Genomic DNA, 16,580 nt, shown 5'->3' with positions numbered 1-16,580 from the left:
GTTACCACCCGTGAGCAGCACCGAACTTCCCCAGGACCAGGTTGAGGTGGTGGACGCCGAGGACGTCACCGACGTCCCAGCGGACGTGCGCGAGCGCCACGGCGCCCTCGCCGAGGAACTGCGGAACCACCAGTTCCGCTACTACGTCCTGGACTCGCCGATCATCTCCGACGGGCAGTTCGACGAGTTACTGGGCGAGCTGCAGGGGCTCGAGGACGAGTACCCCGGACTGGTCACGCCTGATTCGCCGTCCCAGCGGGTCGGCGGCACGTTCTCGACCGAGTTCACCGCGCACGATCACCTCGAACGCATGCTCAGCCTGGACAACGTCTTCGACCGGGACGAGTTCCTCGCCTGGGTGGAGCGCGTCGAGAAGGAAGTCGGGCAGACGGAATTTCTCGCCGAGCTGAAGATCGACGGCCTGGCGATCAACCTCCTGTACGAAAACGGCCACCTGACCCGGGCGCTGACCCGGGGTGACGGCCGGACCGGCGAAGACGTCACGCTGAACGTCCGCACGCTCGATCAGGTGCCGGAGACGCTGACCGGCACGGACCAGTTCCCCGTGCCCGCTCTGGTCGAGGTGCGTGGCGAGGTCTTCTTCCGCGTGGAGGACTTCCTCGAGCTGAACGCGAAGATGGTCGAGGCGGGCAAGCCGCCGTACGCGAACCCGCGCAACACCGCGGCCGGCTCGCTGCGGCAGAAGGATCCCAAGATCACTCGTGAGCGCCGGCTGCGGCTCATCTGCCACGGGCTCGGCAAGCGCGAAGGTTTCGAGCCCCAGCGCCAGTCGGAGGCGTACGACGCGCTGACCGCTTGGGGGCTCCCGGTGTCGCCGCACAGTAAGGTCCTGACGTCGGCCGAAGAGCTCACCGGGCACATCGCCTACTGGGGTGAACACCGGCACGACGCCGAGCACGAAATCGACGGCGTGGTCATCAAGGTCGACCGGGTGGCGCTGCAGCGACGGCTGGGCACGACGTCGCGCGCGCCGCGGTGGGCAATCGCCTACAAGTACCCGCCGGAAGAGGCGATCACCACCCTGCTGGACATCCAGGTCAACGTCGGCCGCACCGGGCGGGTGACCCCGTTCGCGGTCACCGAGCCGGTCAAGGTCGCGGGGTCCACCGTCGCGCGGGCGACTCTCCACAATCAGGAGGAGGTCAAGCGCAAGGGTGTGAAGATCGGCGATCGGATCGTCATCCGAAAGGCCGGCGACGTCATCCCCGAGGTCCTCGGGCCGGTGGTGGACGCGCGCACCGGCGATGAACGCGAATTCGTCATGCCCACGCACTGCCCCGCCTGCGGCACAGAACTCGCCTACCAGAAGGAAGGCGACAAGGACATTCGCTGCCCGAACAGCCGCTTCTGTCCCGCCCAGCTGCGGGAGCGCCTCTTCAGCTTGGCCGGGCGCGGCGCGTTCGACATCGAGGTCCTGGGGTACGAGGCGGCGAACGCGCTGCTCGACGCACGGGTCGTCGCCGACGAGGGCGACATCTTCGACCTGAACGAGGACAGCCTCGCCGAGGTCGAACTGTTCCGCACCAAGGCGGGCGAGTTGTCGGCGAACGCGCGGAAGCTGCTTGCCAACCTCGACGCGGCGAAGGACCGGCCGCTGTGGAAGGTGCTGGTCGCCCTGTCGATCCGGCACGTCGGGCCGACCGCGGCGCAGGCGCTGGCCCGGGAGTTCGGCTCGATCGAGCGGATCGAGCAGGCCACCGAAGAGGAGCTTTCGGCGGTCGATGGCGTCGGCCCGACCATAGCCCACGCGACGCAGGAGTGGTTCGAGGTGGCTTGGCATCGCGAGATCGTCGAAAAGTGGCGACGCGCCGGCGTGCGGATGGAAGAGGAGCGCGACGAGTCGATCCCGCGCCACCTCGAGGGTCTCTCGATCGTGGTGACGGGCTCGCTCGACGGCTTCTCGCGCGACGAGGCCAAGGAAGTCGTCATGGCGCGCGGCGGCAAGGCCGCCGGGTCGGTCTCGAAGAAGACCGCGTTCGTCGTCGTCGGGGATTCGCCTGGTTCGAAATACGACAAGGCGGTTCAGCTCAAGGTGCCGGTGCTCGACGAAGCCGGCTTCCGCGTCCTGCTGGAGCAGGGCCCCGACGCGGCGCGGGAGGTGGCGCTGCCGGTCGGCGAGGAAACCGCCGAAGACGAGACTGGGGGAACGGATGGGTGATGTCGAGATCCGGCCGCCGCGGGTCGAGGAGTACGCCGCCGCGGGCGAAGTCACGGTGCTGGCTTATGAGGCCGACGGCCACTTGGCCGACGATGTCGGTTACGACGCCAAGTTGCGGGACGTCGCGCGGCGGGTCGAGGAGGCGGAGGTCCTCGTGGCCGTGGATGGGGCGGGGGAGGTGGTCGGCACCGTGACCATCGTGCACCCCGGGTCCGAGTACGCCGAGATTTCGCGTCCGGGCGAGCTGGAGTTCCGGATGCTGGCGGTGGCGCCGTCGGCGCGTGGTCGCGGTATCGGCGAAGCCCTGATCAAGGCGGTGTTCGACCGGGCTCGCGCGTTGGGGCTTCGGAAGGTGGTCCTGAGCAGCCTCGACCGGATGCACAGCGCGCATCGGCTCTACGAGCGCCTCGGGTTCACGCGCCTGGCCGAGCGCGATTGGCGGCCGTTTCCGCACATCACGCTCGTCGCCTACCAGATCGACGTCTGACCTGGGCCTTGTCGCGAAAGGGACGAACCCGGTGGGCTCGTCCCTTTCGACGACGTGAGGTGACTGGACGCTAGCCGTCGAGGACGACCGCGACGATGCCGGCGAGGTGGGCGAGCCGGGCGACCTCGGCGGCGCGGAAGTTCGGGCCGCCCGGACGGGCGACCAGCAGCGCCTTGCCCGGCTTGCCGAGCGGGGTCGCGGCGAGCTCGGTGCCGAGCTCCTTCCACGTCTCCGGGATCCAGGCTTCCTCGCTGTCGAGGACCGTCGCGCGTTCGAGCGGCAGCCAGGGCAGGTCCGTGATGGGGGTCTCCGGGGCCGCGCTCGACGAGGCCAGCCGGACCGCGCCGGTCTCCGAATGCTCGACGATCATCGCCCAGCCCGCGCGCACGATGCGGGGTACGCCCTCGGCGAGGATGTCGAGGCCGGACTTCGGCTGTGCGGCGATCTCCTCGACGAGCTCGAGCTCACGGTGGGTGTCCAGGACGCCCGCGTAGGGCCGGACCGCGTCCACCTCGACGCCTTCGACGCTCTCCGCCGCCGTGATCAGCGCGTCGGGCAGGCGGCCCGACGGGAGCTCGACCACCAGGTCGTCGACGGCGACTCCGCTGCCGCGCTCGACGACGTCCACGCTGAGGATGTCGGCGCCTACCGTGCCGAGCGCCGTGGCGACCGCGCCGAGGGTCCCCGGGCTGTCCGGAAGGAGGACCCGGATCAGGAACGACACCACGCGCCCCTCTCACCTCTGGCGTCCCAGCCTTGCCGTGGGACGCTCGATGCCGGTCGCCGATTGTGACAGACCCGCCCGGCTCGTGGGACCTGCTGTCCGCCGGGCGGGAGGTGAGCGTCGCCGGACGGCAGCCGGCCTGCGCCGGGCGTAACCCAGTCGAGTCCGCCCACGCCGCCACCATAGACTTGCAGCTTCCGAGACAACCCGCACAGCACAACCCGGGAGTCACCCGCGTGCCCAACATTTCCCGAGACGAGGTCGCGCACCTCGCGAAGCTGGCCAGGCTGGCCGTGACCGACGACGAGATCGACGTCTTCGCCGGCCAGCTCGACCAGATCCTGGACTCGGTGGCCAAGGTGAGCGAGGTCGCCGCCGCCGACGTGCCGCCCACGTCGCACGCCGTGCCGCTGACGAATGTCTTCCGACAGGACGTCGTCGTCCCCGGGCTCACGCAGCAGCAGGCGCTGGCCGGTGCGCCGGCCGCCGAAGAGGGCCGATTCCGGGTGCCGCGGATTCTGGGGGAAGAGCAGTGACCGAGCTCATCAAGCTGACCGCCGCGGAGCTGGCGGAGAAGATCCACTCGCGCGAGGTGTCCGCGGTCGAGGTCACGCAGGCCCACCTGGACCGGATCGCCGAGGTCGACGACCACATCCACGCGTTCCTGCACGTCGACACCGAGGGCGCGCTGGCCGCGGCCAAGGCCGTCGACGAAGGGCTCGCCGACGGCAAGGCGCCCGCGTCGCCGCTGGCCGGCGTGCCGCTCGCGCTCAAGGACGTCCTGACCACCGAGGGCGTGCCGACGACCTGTGGTTCGAAAACGCTCGAAGGCTGGCTGCCGCCGTACGACGCGACCGTGACGCGCAAGCTGCGCGAGGCCGGTGTCGTCATCCTCGGCAAGACGAACATGGACGAGTTCGCCATGGGGTCGTCGACCGAGAACTCGGCGTACGGCCCGACGCACAACCCGTGGGACCACGCCCGCATCCCGGGCGGGTCGGGCGGTGGCTCGTCGGCGTCGATCGCGGCGTTCGAGGCCGCCATCGCCATCGGCACCGACACCGGTGGGTCGATCCGGCAGCCCGGATCCGTCACCGGGACCGTCGGGGTCAAGCCGACCTACGGCGGGGTGTCCCGCTACGGCCTTGTCGCTTTTTCGTCCTCGCTCGACCAGGCCGGGCCCTGCGCGCGGACGGTGCTCGATGCCGCCCTGCTGCACGAGGTCATCGCCGGGTACGACCCGCGGGACTCGACGTCCATCGACGCGCCGGTGCCGCCCGTCGTCGCCGCTGCGCGCCAGGGCGCGAACGGTGACCTGAAGGGCGTCAAGGTCGGCGTGGTGAAGGAGTTCGGCGGCGACGGCTACCAGCCGGGCGTGCTGCGATCGTTCCAGGCCGCGGTCGAGCAGCTGCGGGCGCTCGGCGCCGACGTCGTCGAAGTGTCTTGTCCGAATTTCGTCTACGCGCTGCCCGCGTACTACCTGATCGCGCCCAGCGAGTGCTCGTCGAACCTCGCGCGGTTCGACGCTATGCGCTACGGCCTGCGCGTCGCCGACGACGGCTCGCACAGCGCCGAAGAGGTCATGTCGCTGACGCGGGAGAAGGGCTTCGGCCCCGAGGTCAAGCGGCGGATCATGCTTGGCACCTACGCGTTGTCGTCCGGCTACTACGACGCCTACTACGGCTCGGCGCAGAAGGTGCGCACGCTCATCACGCGTGACTTCGAGGCCGCCTTCGAGCAGGTCGATGTCCTCGTTTCGCCCACGACGCCGACCACGGCGTTCAAGATCGGCGAGCGCGTGGACGACCCGATGGCGATGTACCTCGCCGACCTGTGCACGATCCCGTCGAACCTCGCCGGCAACGCCGCGATGAGCGTGCCGAGCGGGCTGTCCGACGAGGACGGGCTGCCCGTCGGGCTGCAGATCATGGCCCCGGCGCTCGCGGACGACCGGCTCTACCGGGTCGGCGCCGCCTACGAGGCCGCCCGTGACGCCGCTGCCGGCGGAGCGCTCATCCACAAGGTCCCGGAGCTGGGAGGAACGAAGTGACTGCCGTGGCCGAGTTGATGGACTACGCCGACGTCGTCGAGCGGTTCGACCCCGTGCTCGGGCTCGAGGTGCACGTCGAGCTCAACACGAACACGAAGATGTTCTGCGGCTGCCCGAACGAGTTCGGCGGCGAGCCGAACACGAAGGTCTGCCCGACCTGTCTCGGCCTGCCCGGGGCGCTGCCGGCCGTCAACGGCAAGGCCGTCGAGGGGGCCATCCGGATCGGGCTCGCGCTGAACTGCGAGATCGCCGAGTGGTGCCGGTTCGCGCGGAAGAACTACTTCTACCCGGACATGCCGAAGAACTTCCAGACCTCGCAGTACGACGAGCCGATCGCCTTCAACGGCTACCTCGACGTCACGCTCGACGACGGCGAGGTCGTGCGCGTGGAGATCGAGCGCGCGCACATGGAGGAGGACACCGGCAAGTCGCTGCACGTCGGCGGCGCCACCGGGCGGATCCACGGTGCCGAGCACTCGCTGCTCGACTACAACCGGGCCGGCGTGCCATTGATCGAAATCGTGACGAAGCCGATCGAAGGCACCGGTGAGCGGGCGCCCGAGGTCGCGCGGGCCTACGTGAGCGCGCTCCGCGACCTGCTTCGGGCGCTCGACGTGTCCGACGTCCGGATGGACCAGGGCTCGCTGCGGTGCGACGCGAACGTTTCGCTGATGGCGAAGGACGCGACCGAGTTCGGTACCCGGACCGAGACGAAGAACGTCAACTCGCTGCGCAGCGTCGAGCGTGCCGTCCGCTACGAGATGACGCGGCAGGCGGCGATCCTCGCCGAGGGCGGTTCGATCAAGCAGGAGACGCGGCACTTCCAGGAGGCCGACGGCACGACGTCGCCGGGCCGGACGAAGGAGACCGCCGAGGACTACCGGTACTTCCCGGAGCCCGACCTGGTCCCGATCGCGCCGTCGCGTGAATGGGTCGAGGAGCTGCGCGGGACGCTGCCGGAGATGCCTTCGGAGCGGCGGAAGCGGATCCAGCGGGAATGGTCGCTTTCCGACGAAGCCCTGCGTGACCTGCTGAACGTCGGTGCCGTCGACCTCGTCGCGGCGACCGTCGAGGCCGGTGCGTCGCCGGACGACGCCCGCGGCTGGTGGGTCAACACCCTCGCCCAGGAGGCCAACGCCCGCGAGGTCGAGCTGGCCGAGCTGGCGATCACCCCGGCGCAGGTGGCCGAGGTGATCGGGCTCGTCACGTCCGGCGAACTGACGAACAAACTGGCGAAGGAAGTCGTCCAGGGCGTGCTCGCCGGCGAGGGCGAGCCGCGGGAGGTCGTCGAGAAGCGGGGGCTGAAGGTCGTCTCGGACGACTCGGCGCTGCTCGCGGCGATCGACGAGGCCCTGGCGGCGCAGCCGGACGTCGCGGACAAGATCCGCGGCGGGAAGGTCGCCGCGGCGGGTGCCATCGTCGGCGCGGTCATGAAGGCGACCAAGGGGCAGGCGGACGCCAAGCGAGTCCGTGAGCTGATCATCGAGCGCGTCGGTTCCTGACCGTTTTCATGACAAAGTCGGGTTTCGTCAAAAGCGTCACCTGGCGCGAGTGGCTCGGCCTGGCGGCCGGGCTGCTCGCGCTGGGTTCGACGTTCCTGCCGTGGACCACGCTCACCGCCACGAAGCCGGACATCGAAGACGTCCTCGCGCAGCTGCCCCGCGGTGACGTCGTCCGTGACGCGTGGCACTCGAGCTTCTTCGCCTGGTGTCCGCCGCTGCCGTTGCTGCTGGCCGGGCTGGCCGTGGTCGGTTTCGGGCGAATCCGGACCCTGCGCGTCAGCGGCCTGCCGCAGCTGTGGCTGGTGGTCGCCGCGGCGTCGCTGCTGCTGATGGTGCTGGGCTGGTTCACCCTGGACTGGGAGTTCGACGCCGACCAGCGCGGCATCTTCGAGGCCGCCGGGGTCGCCATCGGACCCGGCCTGGGCCGGTTCCTCGGGTTGTTCGCGGCGCTGGTGTCCGGTGTTGCCGCTTTCCTGGACATGCGGGCGATGCGGGCCGAGACCCGGCAGCCGCGGAAGATCCGCGACAAGACGGGCTGACGTTCGCGGGCAGGCCGCTTCGGTGAGAGCTCTGCCGCTGGAGAATTTTCGACCGGGTGCGTGAGTCGTCCGACCGGTGGATCGCGTTCGCTGACAACGTTGACATCGGGGCTGGCCGTTGCAGCAGAAAGCGCTTTCTGGAACGGTCGGAGAAGCGGATCCCGCCGCCGGCGTCGGTGGGCGGGCCGCGCGGATCGGTGCTGCTGGGGCGCCGGAGCCGTGGAGGGAGACCCGGGTTGGCTCAGGGAAAGCGCTTACGGGTGGCCGTCGTCGGGACCGGGGCCATCGCCGAAAGCCACCGGACCGCCTTCGAGGCCCACCACGAAGACGTCGACATCGTGGCGGCCGCCGACGTCAACGAGGCGCGGGTGGCCGCGTTCTGCGCCGGGACCGTCCATGCCCAGCCCTACCACGACCTGGGCGCCCTGCTCGCCGAGCAGGAGCCGGATCTCGTCTCGATCTGCACGCCGCCGAGCCTGCACGTCGAGCAGACCACGCAGGCGCTCGGGAGCGGGGCGTGGGTCTGGTGCGAGAAGCCGCCGTGCCGGTCGCTCGCCGAGTATGACGACATGACCGCCGCCGAGCGGGATGGTGGGCCGTACGCCGCCTTCGTCTACCAGCAGCGGTCCGGCTCGGCCGCCGCGCACTTCCGGGAGCTGCTCGCCGACGGGGAGCTGGGGCGCCCGCTCGTCGCGCACTGCCAGACCACCTGGTACCGCGATGCCGCCTACTACGCGGTGCCGTGGCGCGGGCGCTGGGAGACCGAGGGCGGCGGGCCGGCCATGGGGCACGGCATCCACCAGATGGATCTGCTGCTCCACCTGCTCGGCGACTGGGCCGAGGTGCGCGCGATGACCGCCCGGCTGGTGCACGACGTCGAGACCGAAGACGTCTCCACCGCACTGGTGCGGTTCGAGTCGGGGGCGCTCGCGACCGTCGTCAACAGCGTCCTCTCGCCGGACGAGGTCAGCCGGATCCGGATCGACTGCGAGCTGGCCACCGCGGAGCTCACCCACCTCTACGGGTACGGCGTCAAGGACTGGCGCTACACGGCCGCCCCGCACGTCGCCGAAGAGGCCGTCGAACGGTGGCACACCCCGGCCGCCGACGTCGGCAGCTCGCACGCCGCCGCGTTCGCGCCGGTGCTCGCCGCCTACCGGGCCGGGCGGCGGCCGCCGTGCAGCGGGGATGACGGGCGGCGGGTGCTGGAGTTCGTCGCCGCGCTGTACAAGTCCGCTTCCACCGGGCTCGGCGTGCGCCGGGGCGAGATCGGGCCGGGTGACGCCTTCTACCGGTCCATGGCCGGCAGCCGGCCCCGGACAGGAGCACGGGGATGAGCGCGACGATCACGGTCACCCACCGGCACGGCGAGCACGTGGCCGTCGAGGCGGGCGGTGTCCAGCTGATGTCCTATGTGTACAAGCCCGACCCGGCGGCCTACGAGGCTCGCAAGCCCTACGCCCACCCGCTGCGGACCCTTGGCGGCCGGCCGGTCAGCGGGTACCGGCCCGCCGACCACCGGTGGCACAAGGGCCTGCAGATGACGGCGAGCCACCTGTCCGGGCAGAACTTCTGGGGCGGCCACACCTACGTCCCCGGCGACTGGTACCAGGAGCTGCCCGACCGCGTCGGCTCCATGCGGCACGACGGGTTCGCCGAATTCACCGTCGAGCGCGATCGGCTCGGCTTCGCCGAAGACCTCACCTGGGTCGCCAACGGCGGTGATGAATGGGCGCGGGAGCGGCGTGACATCGTCGTCCACTCGGTCGAGCCGGACGAGGGCTCCTGGGCGCTCGACTGGGCGATCGAGCTGGCCAACCTCCGCGAGGTCCCGCTCGTGTTCGGCAGCCCGACCACCGCCGGCCGCGAGCGGGCCGGCTACACCGGCCTGCACTGGCGAGGTCCCCGTGACTTCGGCGGGGGCCAGGTGTTCGGGCCCGGCGAGCTCGAGGGCGAAGCGATGATGGGCGCGCAGGCGCCGTGGCTGGCGTTCGTCGGTGAGCACGACGGCGTCGACGCGCATTCGACGCTCGTCTTCGCGCACGCGCCCGAGAACGACAAGGCGATCCACGAGTCGCACTGGTTCGTCCGCTCGCGGGAGACACCCATGGTCGCCTTCTCGTGGGCGTTTTTCGACGAGTTCGAGCTGCCGCCGGGCGAGAGCTTCGCCTACCGCTACCGGATCGTCGTCGCCGACGGGGCCTGGGACCGCGACCGGGTGACCCGCTACCTCGAAGGGCATGGCTGGTCATGACCGCTTTTCCACTCCCCGGTGGCATCGGCGTCTCGCACCTGCGCGCCTACGACTGGGCGGCCGAGGACGGCGTCTGCGGCGGCAGCCCGCACGTCCACCTCGCCTGCACCGAGGCCTACGTCGTCACCGGGGGCCGGGGCGCCGTCCAGACGCTGAGCGTCGACGGCTACGCCGAGACGCCGCTGGAAGCCGGGGTGATCGCGTGGTTCGCGCCCGGCACCGTGCACCGGATGGTGCAGGAGGACGGTCTGCGCGTCACGGTCCTCATGCAGAACAGCGGGCTGCCGGAGGTCGGGGACGCCGTCTTCACGTTCCCGCCCGACGTGCTCGCCGACGCGGCCGCCTACGCCGGGGCGGCGGCGTTGCCGAAAACCGACGATGCCGCGCGGCAACGTCGTGATCTGGCGATTCGCGGGTTCCTGCCGCTGCGCGAGGCCCTGGAGGACGGCGATCCGGAGCCGTTGCGGGCGTTCCACCGCGCGGCCGTCGCGCTCGTCGCGCCGAAGGTCGCAGAGTGGGTACCGCGCTGGCGGGCCGGGGCACTGCGGGCCGCCGAACTGACCGGTGCGCACCTCAAGGCACTCGCCGACGGCGACGGGAGCCACCTCGAGGAGTCCGGCCTGCGGGTCGCGACGCCGTCGAACGCGGACGGCTACGGCATGTGTGGCCGCCGCACCGAATACGACATCCCGCTCGACCAGGAAGGCTTGCAGAGATGAACCAGTCCAGCATCGGAGTGCTGCTCAACGGCGTGACGGGCCGGATGGGCTACCGGCAGCACCTGCTCCGGTCGGTCCTGGCGATCCGCGAACAGGGCGGTGTCGCCCTGCCCGACGGCAGCCGCGTGCAACTCGAGCCGATCCTCGCCGGGCGCAACGCCGCGAAGCTCAAGGACCTCGCCGACCGGCACGGCCTGACCGCGTGGACCACCGACGCCGACTCGGCGCTCCAGGACGTCGACGTCTACTTCGACGCGCAACTGACGTCGTCGCGCGAGCCGTCGGTGCGCGCGGCGATCGCCGCGGGCAAGCACGTCTACGCGGAGAAGCCCCTGGCCGAAACGCTGCCGGCGGCGCTGGAGCTGGCCGGGCTTGCGCGGGACGCCGGCATCTGCCACGGCGTCGTGCACGACAAGCTGTTCCTGCCCGGGCTGCTCAAGCTCCGGCGGCTGATCGACGGCGGATTCTTCGGGCGGCTCCTGTCGGTGCGCGGCGAGTTCGGCTACTGGGTCTTCGAGGGCGACTGGCAGGAGGCGCAGCGCCCGAGCTGGAACTACCGCGCCGAGGACGGCGGCGGGATCGTCCTCGACATGTTCTGCCACTGGAACTACGTGCTCGAGAACCTCTTCGGCCGCGTTTCGGCGGTGACGGCCAAGGCCGTGACGCACATCCCGCGTCGCTGGGACGAGCAGGGCGAGGCGTACGCCGCGACGGCCGACGACGCCGCGTACGGCATCTTCGAGCTGGAGTCGGGGGTCATCGCGCAGATCAATTCGTCGTGGTCGACGCGGGTCTTCCGCGACGAGCTCGTCGAGTTCCAGGTCGACGGCACCGAGGGCAGCGCGGTCGCCGGGCTGCGGCGTTGCCGCGTCCAGCACCGCTCGGCGACGCCGAAGCCGGTCTGGAACCCCGACCTGCCCGCGACCGAGCCGTTCCGCGACCAGTGGCAGGACGTGCCGGACAACGCCGAGTTCGACAACGGCTTCAAGGCGCAGTGGGAGGAGTTCGTGCGGGACGTGGTCGCCGGACGGCAACACCGCTACGACTTCTTCTCGGCCGCCCGTGGGCTGCAGGTGGCCGAGGCCGGGCTGACGTCGTCGGCCGAGGGACGGCGGGTGGAGCTGAAACCCCTGGCCTGAGCCGGGCCGGCCGGCAGCGCGGCAGGCCGGGCGTCAGTCCTTGCCGTCGCTGCCGCCGGACGTCGTCGGCGCGATCAGCACGACGCGGTCGTCGCTCGACACCGGCGAGCCGCCGTCCTTGTTGATCGTGCCGACCACCGCGAGCTGCGGGTTGATCATGCTCATCCCGGCCAGCCGCCCGAACGTCACCGGTGGCGTGCCGGTCCTCCCGTCCAGGCGGACCTGCGGCTGCCCGGTGACGGCGCCTTCCTTCGACACCGGCACGCCCTGGAGGTTGCCGGCCACTGAGGTGGCGACCGAGATGAAGCCGCTCGCGTCGGCGAAGTCCGCGCAGCCCGCGACGCCGGGCCTGTCCTGCCACGTCCACGCGGGCGTCGTCAGCGGCTGCCCGGCCTGCACGCGGTAGAGGACGTCCTTGTCGGCGAGCCGGTCGGTGACCCAGACGCGGCCGCCGTCGGCCGACGCGCACACCCCGCCCGGTGCGTGGAGCCCGGCCGCCACCACCAGCGAGCCGCCCGGGTTGCCGGCCGCGGCCTTGCCGGAGGTGTCGATCCGCAGCAGCTTCCCGGCGAGCGAGCTGGGGTCGGCCGCGGCGGTCGGGTTGCCGGCGTCGCCGGTCGCGACGAGCAGCGCGCCCCGGTTGTCCGCGCTGATCGTGCCGCGGTTGCCGGACGCGCCCTTCGGGATCCCGGTGATCACCGGCTTCGGCGACTGGCCCTTGGCGAACCGCACGACCCGGTTGTCGGCCGGGGTCGTGATGTAGGCGAAGACCAGCTGGTCCTCGACGTACGACGGGGACACCGCGAGGCCGGTCAGGCCACCGTCCCCGGCCGCTTGGACGTCGAGCTTCGCGAAGTCCGTGGCGTCCTTGCCGCCGGTCGCCAGCATGACCCGGCCGCTCTTGCGCTCGCCGGCCAGCGCGCTCGGCGCGGAGCCGTCGCCCGGCAGGCCGGCCACCGCGGCGACGGTGTCCAGGCAGGTCGTGATGACCGAAGGGTCGAAGTCCTTGCAGCCCTGCGGCGGCGGCACGGGGGTGGTCGGCGAGCCGGGCCGCGCCTGCTTGCCGTCGCCGCCGGACTCCGCGCCGGGGCCCTGGACCTCGGGCGGCGACTCGGGGCTGGCGACGGGCGCGGGGGTGAACGTCTGGCCCGCCGCGGTGTCGTCGAACCGCGCGCACCCGGCGGGCAGCAGGACGCCGCAGGCCAAGATCGCCAGCAGGGCCGAGCGGTAGCGGGTACGCATGATCCCCCAGCCTAGGGGCCGGTGCGTGAACCATGGGTGAGTACTCCTCGATTACGTTGGGGATCATGACGCTGACCGTGCTGGTGCCCGACGACGAGGGCATGACCGTGCTCGCCGAGGTTCCGCGGGTCCTGCCCGTGCGCTACCAGTGGGGGGAGCCGGTGCCGCCCGAGGCCTCGAAGGCCGAGGTGCTCATCCCCGGCAAGCACCCGCCGGGGGAGCAGCTGTGGCGCACGCTGCCGAACCTGAAACTGATCCAGCTGCTGTCCGCCGGCGCCGAGGACTGGGTCGGCAAGGTGCCCGACGGCGTCCTGCTCTCCACCTGCCGCGGCGCGCACGGCGGGAGCACGGCCGAATGGGTCGTCGCCGCGCTGCTGTCGATCTACCGGAAGCTGGACGTCTTCGCCGCGGCGCAGCGCGAAGGCCGGTGGGAACGGCAGACGGCGGAGACGCTGCAGGGCAAGCGCGTGCTCATCGTCGGCGCCGGCGACCTCGGACGGCACCTGCGGCGGCGGCTCGAGCCGTTCGACGCGCGCTGCACCATGGTCGGGATGACCGCGCGGGAGGGCGTGCACGGCGTGCGGGACCTGCCCGGGCTGCTCGAGCTGCACGACGTCGTGGTGCTGATGGTGCCGCTGACCTCCCGGACGCGGGGGATGGCCGACGCGGAGTTCCTGGCCCGGATGCGCGACGGCGCGGTGCTGGTCAACGTCTCGCGCGGCGCCGTCGTGGACACCGGCGCCCTGGTCGCCGAACTGACCACGGGCCGGCTGCGGGCCGCCCTCGACGTCACCGATCCCGAGCCGCCGCCGCCCGGGCACCCGCTGTGGACGGCGCCGGGGCTGCTGCTGACCCCGCACGTCGGCGGGGCCGTGCGCGGGGTCCGTGGTCGGTCGTACGCCGTGGCCGCGGCCGAGATCGCCCGGTACGCCGGCGGCGAGCTGCCGGACAACCTCGTGCACGGCGAGTACTGAGGGTCGTTCCGGCCTCATTGCGCTCGCCAGGCCCCCGGCGATCCCCTAACCTGCGCGGGTGAGCAGTGGAGACGACGTTTCGCAGCAGCCCACCAGCCTCCTGTCGGGCGTCGAGGACGATCGGTCGGACGACACGCCGCGCCAGGGCGGGCTCGGGCTCGGGCTGCTGATCCTGCGGCTGGCGCTCGGCGTGACGATGGGCGCGCACGGGCTGCAGCACCTGTTCGGCCTGTTCGGCGGGCCGGGCATCGGCGGGTTCGCGCGGGTGCTGGAGACGTACGGCTACCACAAGCAGACGACGCTGCTTTCGTGGATCACGGGCGTCACCGAGGTCGGTGGCGGGGTGCTGCTGATCGTCGGGCTGTTCACGCCGCTGGCCGCGGCCGGGCTGCTCGGGGTGGCGGCCAACGCCGTGTACGCGAAGTTCCACGGAGGGTTTTTCGAGGGGACCGGCCAGGGGTTCGAGTTCGAGCTGCTGCTGGCGGCGGTCGCGCTGAGCCTGCTGTTCACCGGGGCCGGGCCGATTTCGCTGGAGCGGAACACGCCTTGGCGGAAGCGGCCGTTGCCGTTGGGGCTGGTTTCGCTGCTGCTCGCCGCGGCGGCCGCCGTGGTGGTCATTGTTTTGACACGGTAGGGGCCTGGGGACAACTCCGGGATTCGGAGCGGGCCTGTGGACAACTGCGGTTCGCGGGGCCGGAATCGTCGGTGGGCGCGAGTAACGTTGAAACCGGGGGTCCCCCAAGGGGTGGGCGGTGTTCGGGGAGTGGCTGCGCACCGGCCGCGTGGCCGCCCCGGATCAGCGGTGGCAGCCGGGCGGCGGAGATGGGCACCGAAAGGCCGCCCCGGCGGACACCGGGACGGCCTTCTCGACTCAGCCAGGACCTACTTGTTCACGTCGCGAACCGCACCCGTGTCCGCCGACGTCGCCATCCGGGCGTACGCGCGCAAAGCCGCCGTCACCGGGCGCTGGCGGTCCTTCGGCTGCCACGGCCGCTCCGACGCCTCCATCTTCGCGCGGCGCTCGGCCAGGACGTCCGGGGAGACCAGCAGCTCCAGCCGGCGCTCGTGGATGTCCAGCAGGATGCGGTCGCCGTTCTCCACCAGGCCGATCAGGCCGCCCGCCGCCGCCTCGGGGGAGATGTGGCCCACCGAAATGCCCGATGATCCACCCGAAAACCGGCCGTCCGTGATCAGGGCGCACTTCTTGCCGAGGCCCGAGCCCTTCAGGAACGCCGTCGGGTGCAGCATCTCCTGCATGCCCGGGCCGCCCGCCGGACCCTCGTAGCGGATCACCAGGACCTCGCCCGGCTGGATCTCCTTCTTCAGGATCGCCGACACCGCTTCCTCCTGGCTCTCCAGGACCCGGGCCGGGCCCTCGAAGTGCCACAGGTCCTCGTCGATGCCCGCGGCCTTGATCACCGCGCCGTTCTCCGCGAGGTTCCCGCGCAGGATCGCCAGGCCGCCGTCCTTCGTGTACGCGTGCTCGACGTCGCGGATGCAGCCCTCCGCCGCGTCCGTGTCCAGGGACGACCAGCGGTTCGACGTCGAGAACGCCTCCGTCGTGCGGACTCCGCCCGGCGCCGCGTGGAAGAGTTCCAAGGCGGTCTCGGAAGGAGAAGAAGCCCGGATGTCCCAGGCCGAAAGCCAGGAGTCCAAGTCACGCGAGTGCACCGACCACACGTCGGTGTTGAGGAGCCCGCCGCGGTAGAGCTCGCCGAGGATCGCCGGGATTCCGCCCGCGCGGTGGACGTCCTCCATGTGGTAGTCCGAGTTCGGCGCCACCTTCGACAGGCACGGCACGCGGCGGCCGATCGCGTCGATGTCGGCGATCGTGAAGTCGACCTCGCCCTCCTGGGCGGCCGCGAGGACGTGCAGCACCGTGTTCGTCGAGCCGCCCATGGCCATGTCGAGGGCCATCGCGTTCTCGAACGCCGCCTTCGACGCGATCGAGCGGGGCAGGACCGAGGCGTCGTCCTCCTCGTACCAGCGGCGGCACAGCTCGACGACCGTGCGGCCGGCCTCCTCGAACAGCGCGCGGCGCGCGGCGTGCGTCGCCAGCGTCGAGCCGTTGCCGGGAAGTGACAAACCGAGGGCTTCGGTCAGGCAGTTCATCGAGTTCGCGGTGAACATGCCGGAGCACGAACCGCAGGTCGGGCAGGCCGAACGCTCGACGATCGCGAGCCCGTCCTCGTCGACCTCGCTGCTCGCCGACGCCGCGATCGCGGTGATCAGGTCGGTCGGGGCCTGCGCGACGCCGCCCACGACGACCGCCTTGCCGGCCTCCATCGGGCCGCCCGAGACGAACACGACCGGGATGTTCAGGCGCATCGCGGCGTTCAGCATGCCCGGGGTGATCTTGTCGCAGTTGGAGATGCACACCAGCGCGTCGGCCTGGTGCGCGTTGACCATGTACTCCACCGAGTCGGCGATGATCTCGCGCGAGGGCAGCGAGTAGAGCATCCCGGAGTGGCCCATGGCGATGCCGTCGTCGACGGCGATCGTGTGGAATTCGCGCGCGACGCCGCCGGCTTCCTTGACCGCGCCGGCGACGATCTCGCCGAGGTCCTTCAGGTGCACGTGACCCGGCACGAACTGCGTGTAGGAGTTGGCGATCGCGACGATCGGCTTGCCGAAGTCGCTGTCGGTCATGCCCGTGGCGCGCCAGAGCGAGCGCGCGCCCGCCGCGTTGCGGCCGTGGGTGGTGGTCCGGGAACGGAGAGGCGGCACGGGAACTCCCAGGGGATGGCCGGCGAAACTGGTAGGACCAATTT

General features: G+C 71.3%; 15 protein-coding genes. 12 read left to right on the top strand and 3 right to left on the bottom strand.

What is annotated here, in order from left to right; translation table 11 throughout:
• Nucleotides 1-10 precede the first annotated feature (10 nt).
• Entirely contained in the window at nt 11-2,179 is a 2,169-nt protein-coding gene (gene ligA, locus DV20_RS15905; protein ID WP_043780797.1) for an NAD-dependent DNA ligase LigA, read from the top strand.
• Complete coding sequence (locus DV20_RS15900) at nt 2,172-2,666, top strand: GNAT family N-acetyltransferase (RefSeq protein WP_043780796.1); 495 nt, start codon at nt 2,172-2,174, stop codon at nt 2,664-2,666. Before ligA ends, DV20_RS15900 begins: the two co-directional genes overlap by 8 nt.
• 70 nt (nt 2,667-2,736) lie before the next feature.
• Here the strand turns inward: DV20_RS15900 and DV20_RS15895 are convergent, their stop codons facing one another.
• Nucleotides 2,737-3,390: an ACT domain-containing protein gene (locus DV20_RS15895; RefSeq protein ID WP_043781008.1), complete on the bottom strand. Its 654-nt coding sequence runs from the start codon at nt 3,388-3,390 to the stop codon at nt 2,737-2,739.
• A 236-nt stretch (nt 3,391-3,626) separates the two neighbouring features.
• On the opposite strand from DV20_RS15895, the gene gatC reads away from it, so the two are divergent.
• The 8 genes from gatC (at nt 3,627) to DV20_RS15855 (ending at nt 11,593) form a co-directional block, all read left to right on the top strand.
• Nucleotides 3,627-3,926 carry an Asp-tRNA(Asn)/Glu-tRNA(Gln) amidotransferase subunit GatC gene (gene gatC / locus DV20_RS15890; RefSeq protein ID WP_043780795.1) on the top strand — a complete coding sequence of 100 codons (300 nt, stop codon included), beginning with the start codon at nt 3,627-3,629 and terminating at the stop codon, nt 3,924-3,926.
• Nucleotides 3,923-5,440 carry an Asp-tRNA(Asn)/Glu-tRNA(Gln) amidotransferase subunit GatA gene (gatA, locus tag DV20_RS15885; protein ID WP_043780793.1) on the top strand — a complete coding sequence of 506 codons (1,518 nt, stop codon included), beginning with the start codon at nt 3,923-3,925 and terminating at the stop codon, nt 5,438-5,440. Before gatC ends, gatA begins: the two co-directional genes overlap by 4 nt.
• Nucleotides 5,437-6,942: an Asp-tRNA(Asn)/Glu-tRNA(Gln) amidotransferase subunit GatB gene (gene gatB / locus DV20_RS15880; RefSeq protein ID WP_043780791.1), complete on the top strand. Its 1,506-nt coding sequence runs from the start codon at nt 5,437-5,439 to the stop codon at nt 6,940-6,942. The genes gatA and gatB overlap by 4 nt, the downstream gene beginning before the upstream one ends.
• Before the next feature lie 8 nt (nt 6,943-6,950).
• Complete coding sequence (locus DV20_RS15875; protein WP_043780788.1) at nt 6,951-7,481, top strand: hypothetical protein; 531 nt, start codon at nt 6,951-6,953, stop codon at nt 7,479-7,481.
• Nucleotides 7,482-7,741: 260 nt separating this feature from the next.
• A complete protein-coding gene (locus DV20_RS15870; RefSeq protein WP_043780787.1) occupies nt 7,742-8,818 on the top strand; it encodes a Gfo/Idh/MocA family protein in 1,077 nt (358 codons plus the stop codon).
• The gene (locus tag DV20_RS15865) at nt 8,815-9,735 is read left to right on the top strand and encodes a DUF6807 domain-containing protein (RefSeq protein ID WP_043780786.1); all 921 of its coding nucleotides are present in this window, start codon (nt 8,815-8,817) and stop codon (nt 9,733-9,735) included. Before DV20_RS15870 ends, DV20_RS15865 begins: the two co-directional genes overlap by 4 nt.
• On the top strand, nt 9,732-10,454 hold the full coding sequence (locus tag DV20_RS15860) for a cupin domain-containing protein (RefSeq protein ID WP_043780784.1): 723 nt from the start codon (nt 9,732-9,734) through the stop codon (nt 10,452-10,454). The genes DV20_RS15865 and DV20_RS15860 overlap by 4 nt, the downstream gene beginning before the upstream one ends.
• A complete protein-coding gene (locus DV20_RS15855) occupies nt 10,451-11,593 on the top strand; it encodes a Gfo/Idh/MocA family protein (RefSeq protein ID WP_043780783.1) in 1,143 nt (380 codons plus the stop codon). The genes DV20_RS15860 and DV20_RS15855 overlap by 4 nt, the downstream gene beginning before the upstream one ends.
• Before the next feature lie 33 nt (nt 11,594-11,626).
• Here DV20_RS15855 and DV20_RS15850 read toward each other — a convergent pair whose 3' ends face one another.
• Complete coding sequence (locus tag DV20_RS15850; RefSeq protein ID WP_043780782.1) at nt 11,627-12,835, bottom strand: PQQ-dependent sugar dehydrogenase; 1,209 nt, start codon at nt 12,833-12,835, stop codon at nt 11,627-11,629.
• Between the two features lie 65 nt (nt 12,836-12,900).
• Here DV20_RS15850 and DV20_RS15845 point away from each other — a divergent pair, with 65 nt between their 5' ends.
• Both DV20_RS15845 and DV20_RS15840 read left to right on the top strand, forming a co-directional pair.
• A complete protein-coding gene (locus DV20_RS15845; protein WP_043780781.1) occupies nt 12,901-13,809 on the top strand; it encodes an NAD(P)-dependent oxidoreductase in 909 nt (302 codons plus the stop codon).
• A gap of 58 nt (nt 13,810-13,867) precedes the next feature.
• Nucleotides 13,868-14,443, top strand: coding sequence for a DoxX family protein (locus DV20_RS15840; protein ID WP_043780780.1), 576 nt, complete (start codon nt 13,868-13,870; stop codon nt 14,441-14,443).
• Between the two features lie 248 nt (nt 14,444-14,691).
• On the opposite strand, the gene ilvD is transcribed toward DV20_RS15840, so the two are convergent.
• Nucleotides 14,692-16,536 (bottom strand): dihydroxy-acid dehydratase, encoded by a 1,845-nt coding sequence (gene ilvD, locus DV20_RS15835; protein ID WP_043780778.1) that lies wholly within the window; start codon nt 16,534-16,536, stop codon nt 14,692-14,694.
• Nucleotides 16,537-16,580: the final 44 nt, after the last annotated feature.

The organism is Amycolatopsis rifamycinica (assembly GCF_000695625.1).
GTDB lineage: Bacteria > Actinomycetota > Actinomycetes > Mycobacteriales > Pseudonocardiaceae > Amycolatopsis > Amycolatopsis rifamycinica.
The sequence above is the reverse complement of the archived record's forward strand: the minus strand, read 5'-3'. Positions and strand labels throughout refer to the sequence as shown.

Coding starts and splice junctions, on each gene's coding strand:
- DV20_RS15860 (WP_043780784.1), top strand. CDS start 9,732: ATGACCGCTTTTCCACTCCCCGGTGGCATCGGCGTCTCGCACCTGCGC.
- DV20_RS15855 (WP_043780783.1), top strand. CDS start 10,451: ATGAACCAGTCCAGCATCGGAGTGCTGCTCAACGGCGTGACGGGCCGG.
- DV20_RS15875 (WP_043780788.1), top strand. CDS start 6,951: ATGACAAAGTCGGGTTTCGTCAAAAGCGTCACCTGGCGCGAGTGGCTC.
- DV20_RS15865 (WP_043780786.1), top strand. CDS start 8,815: ATGAGCGCGACGATCACGGTCACCCACCGGCACGGCGAGCACGTGGCC.
- DV20_RS15850 (WP_043780782.1), bottom strand. CDS start 12,835: ATGCGTACCCGCTACCGCTCGGCCCTGCTGGCGATCTTGGCCTGCGGC.
- DV20_RS15900 (WP_043780796.1), top strand. CDS start 2,172: ATGGGTGATGTCGAGATCCGGCCGCCGCGGGTCGAGGAGTACGCCGCC.
- DV20_RS15845 (WP_043780781.1), top strand. CDS start 12,901: ATGACGCTGACCGTGCTGGTGCCCGACGACGAGGGCATGACCGTGCTC.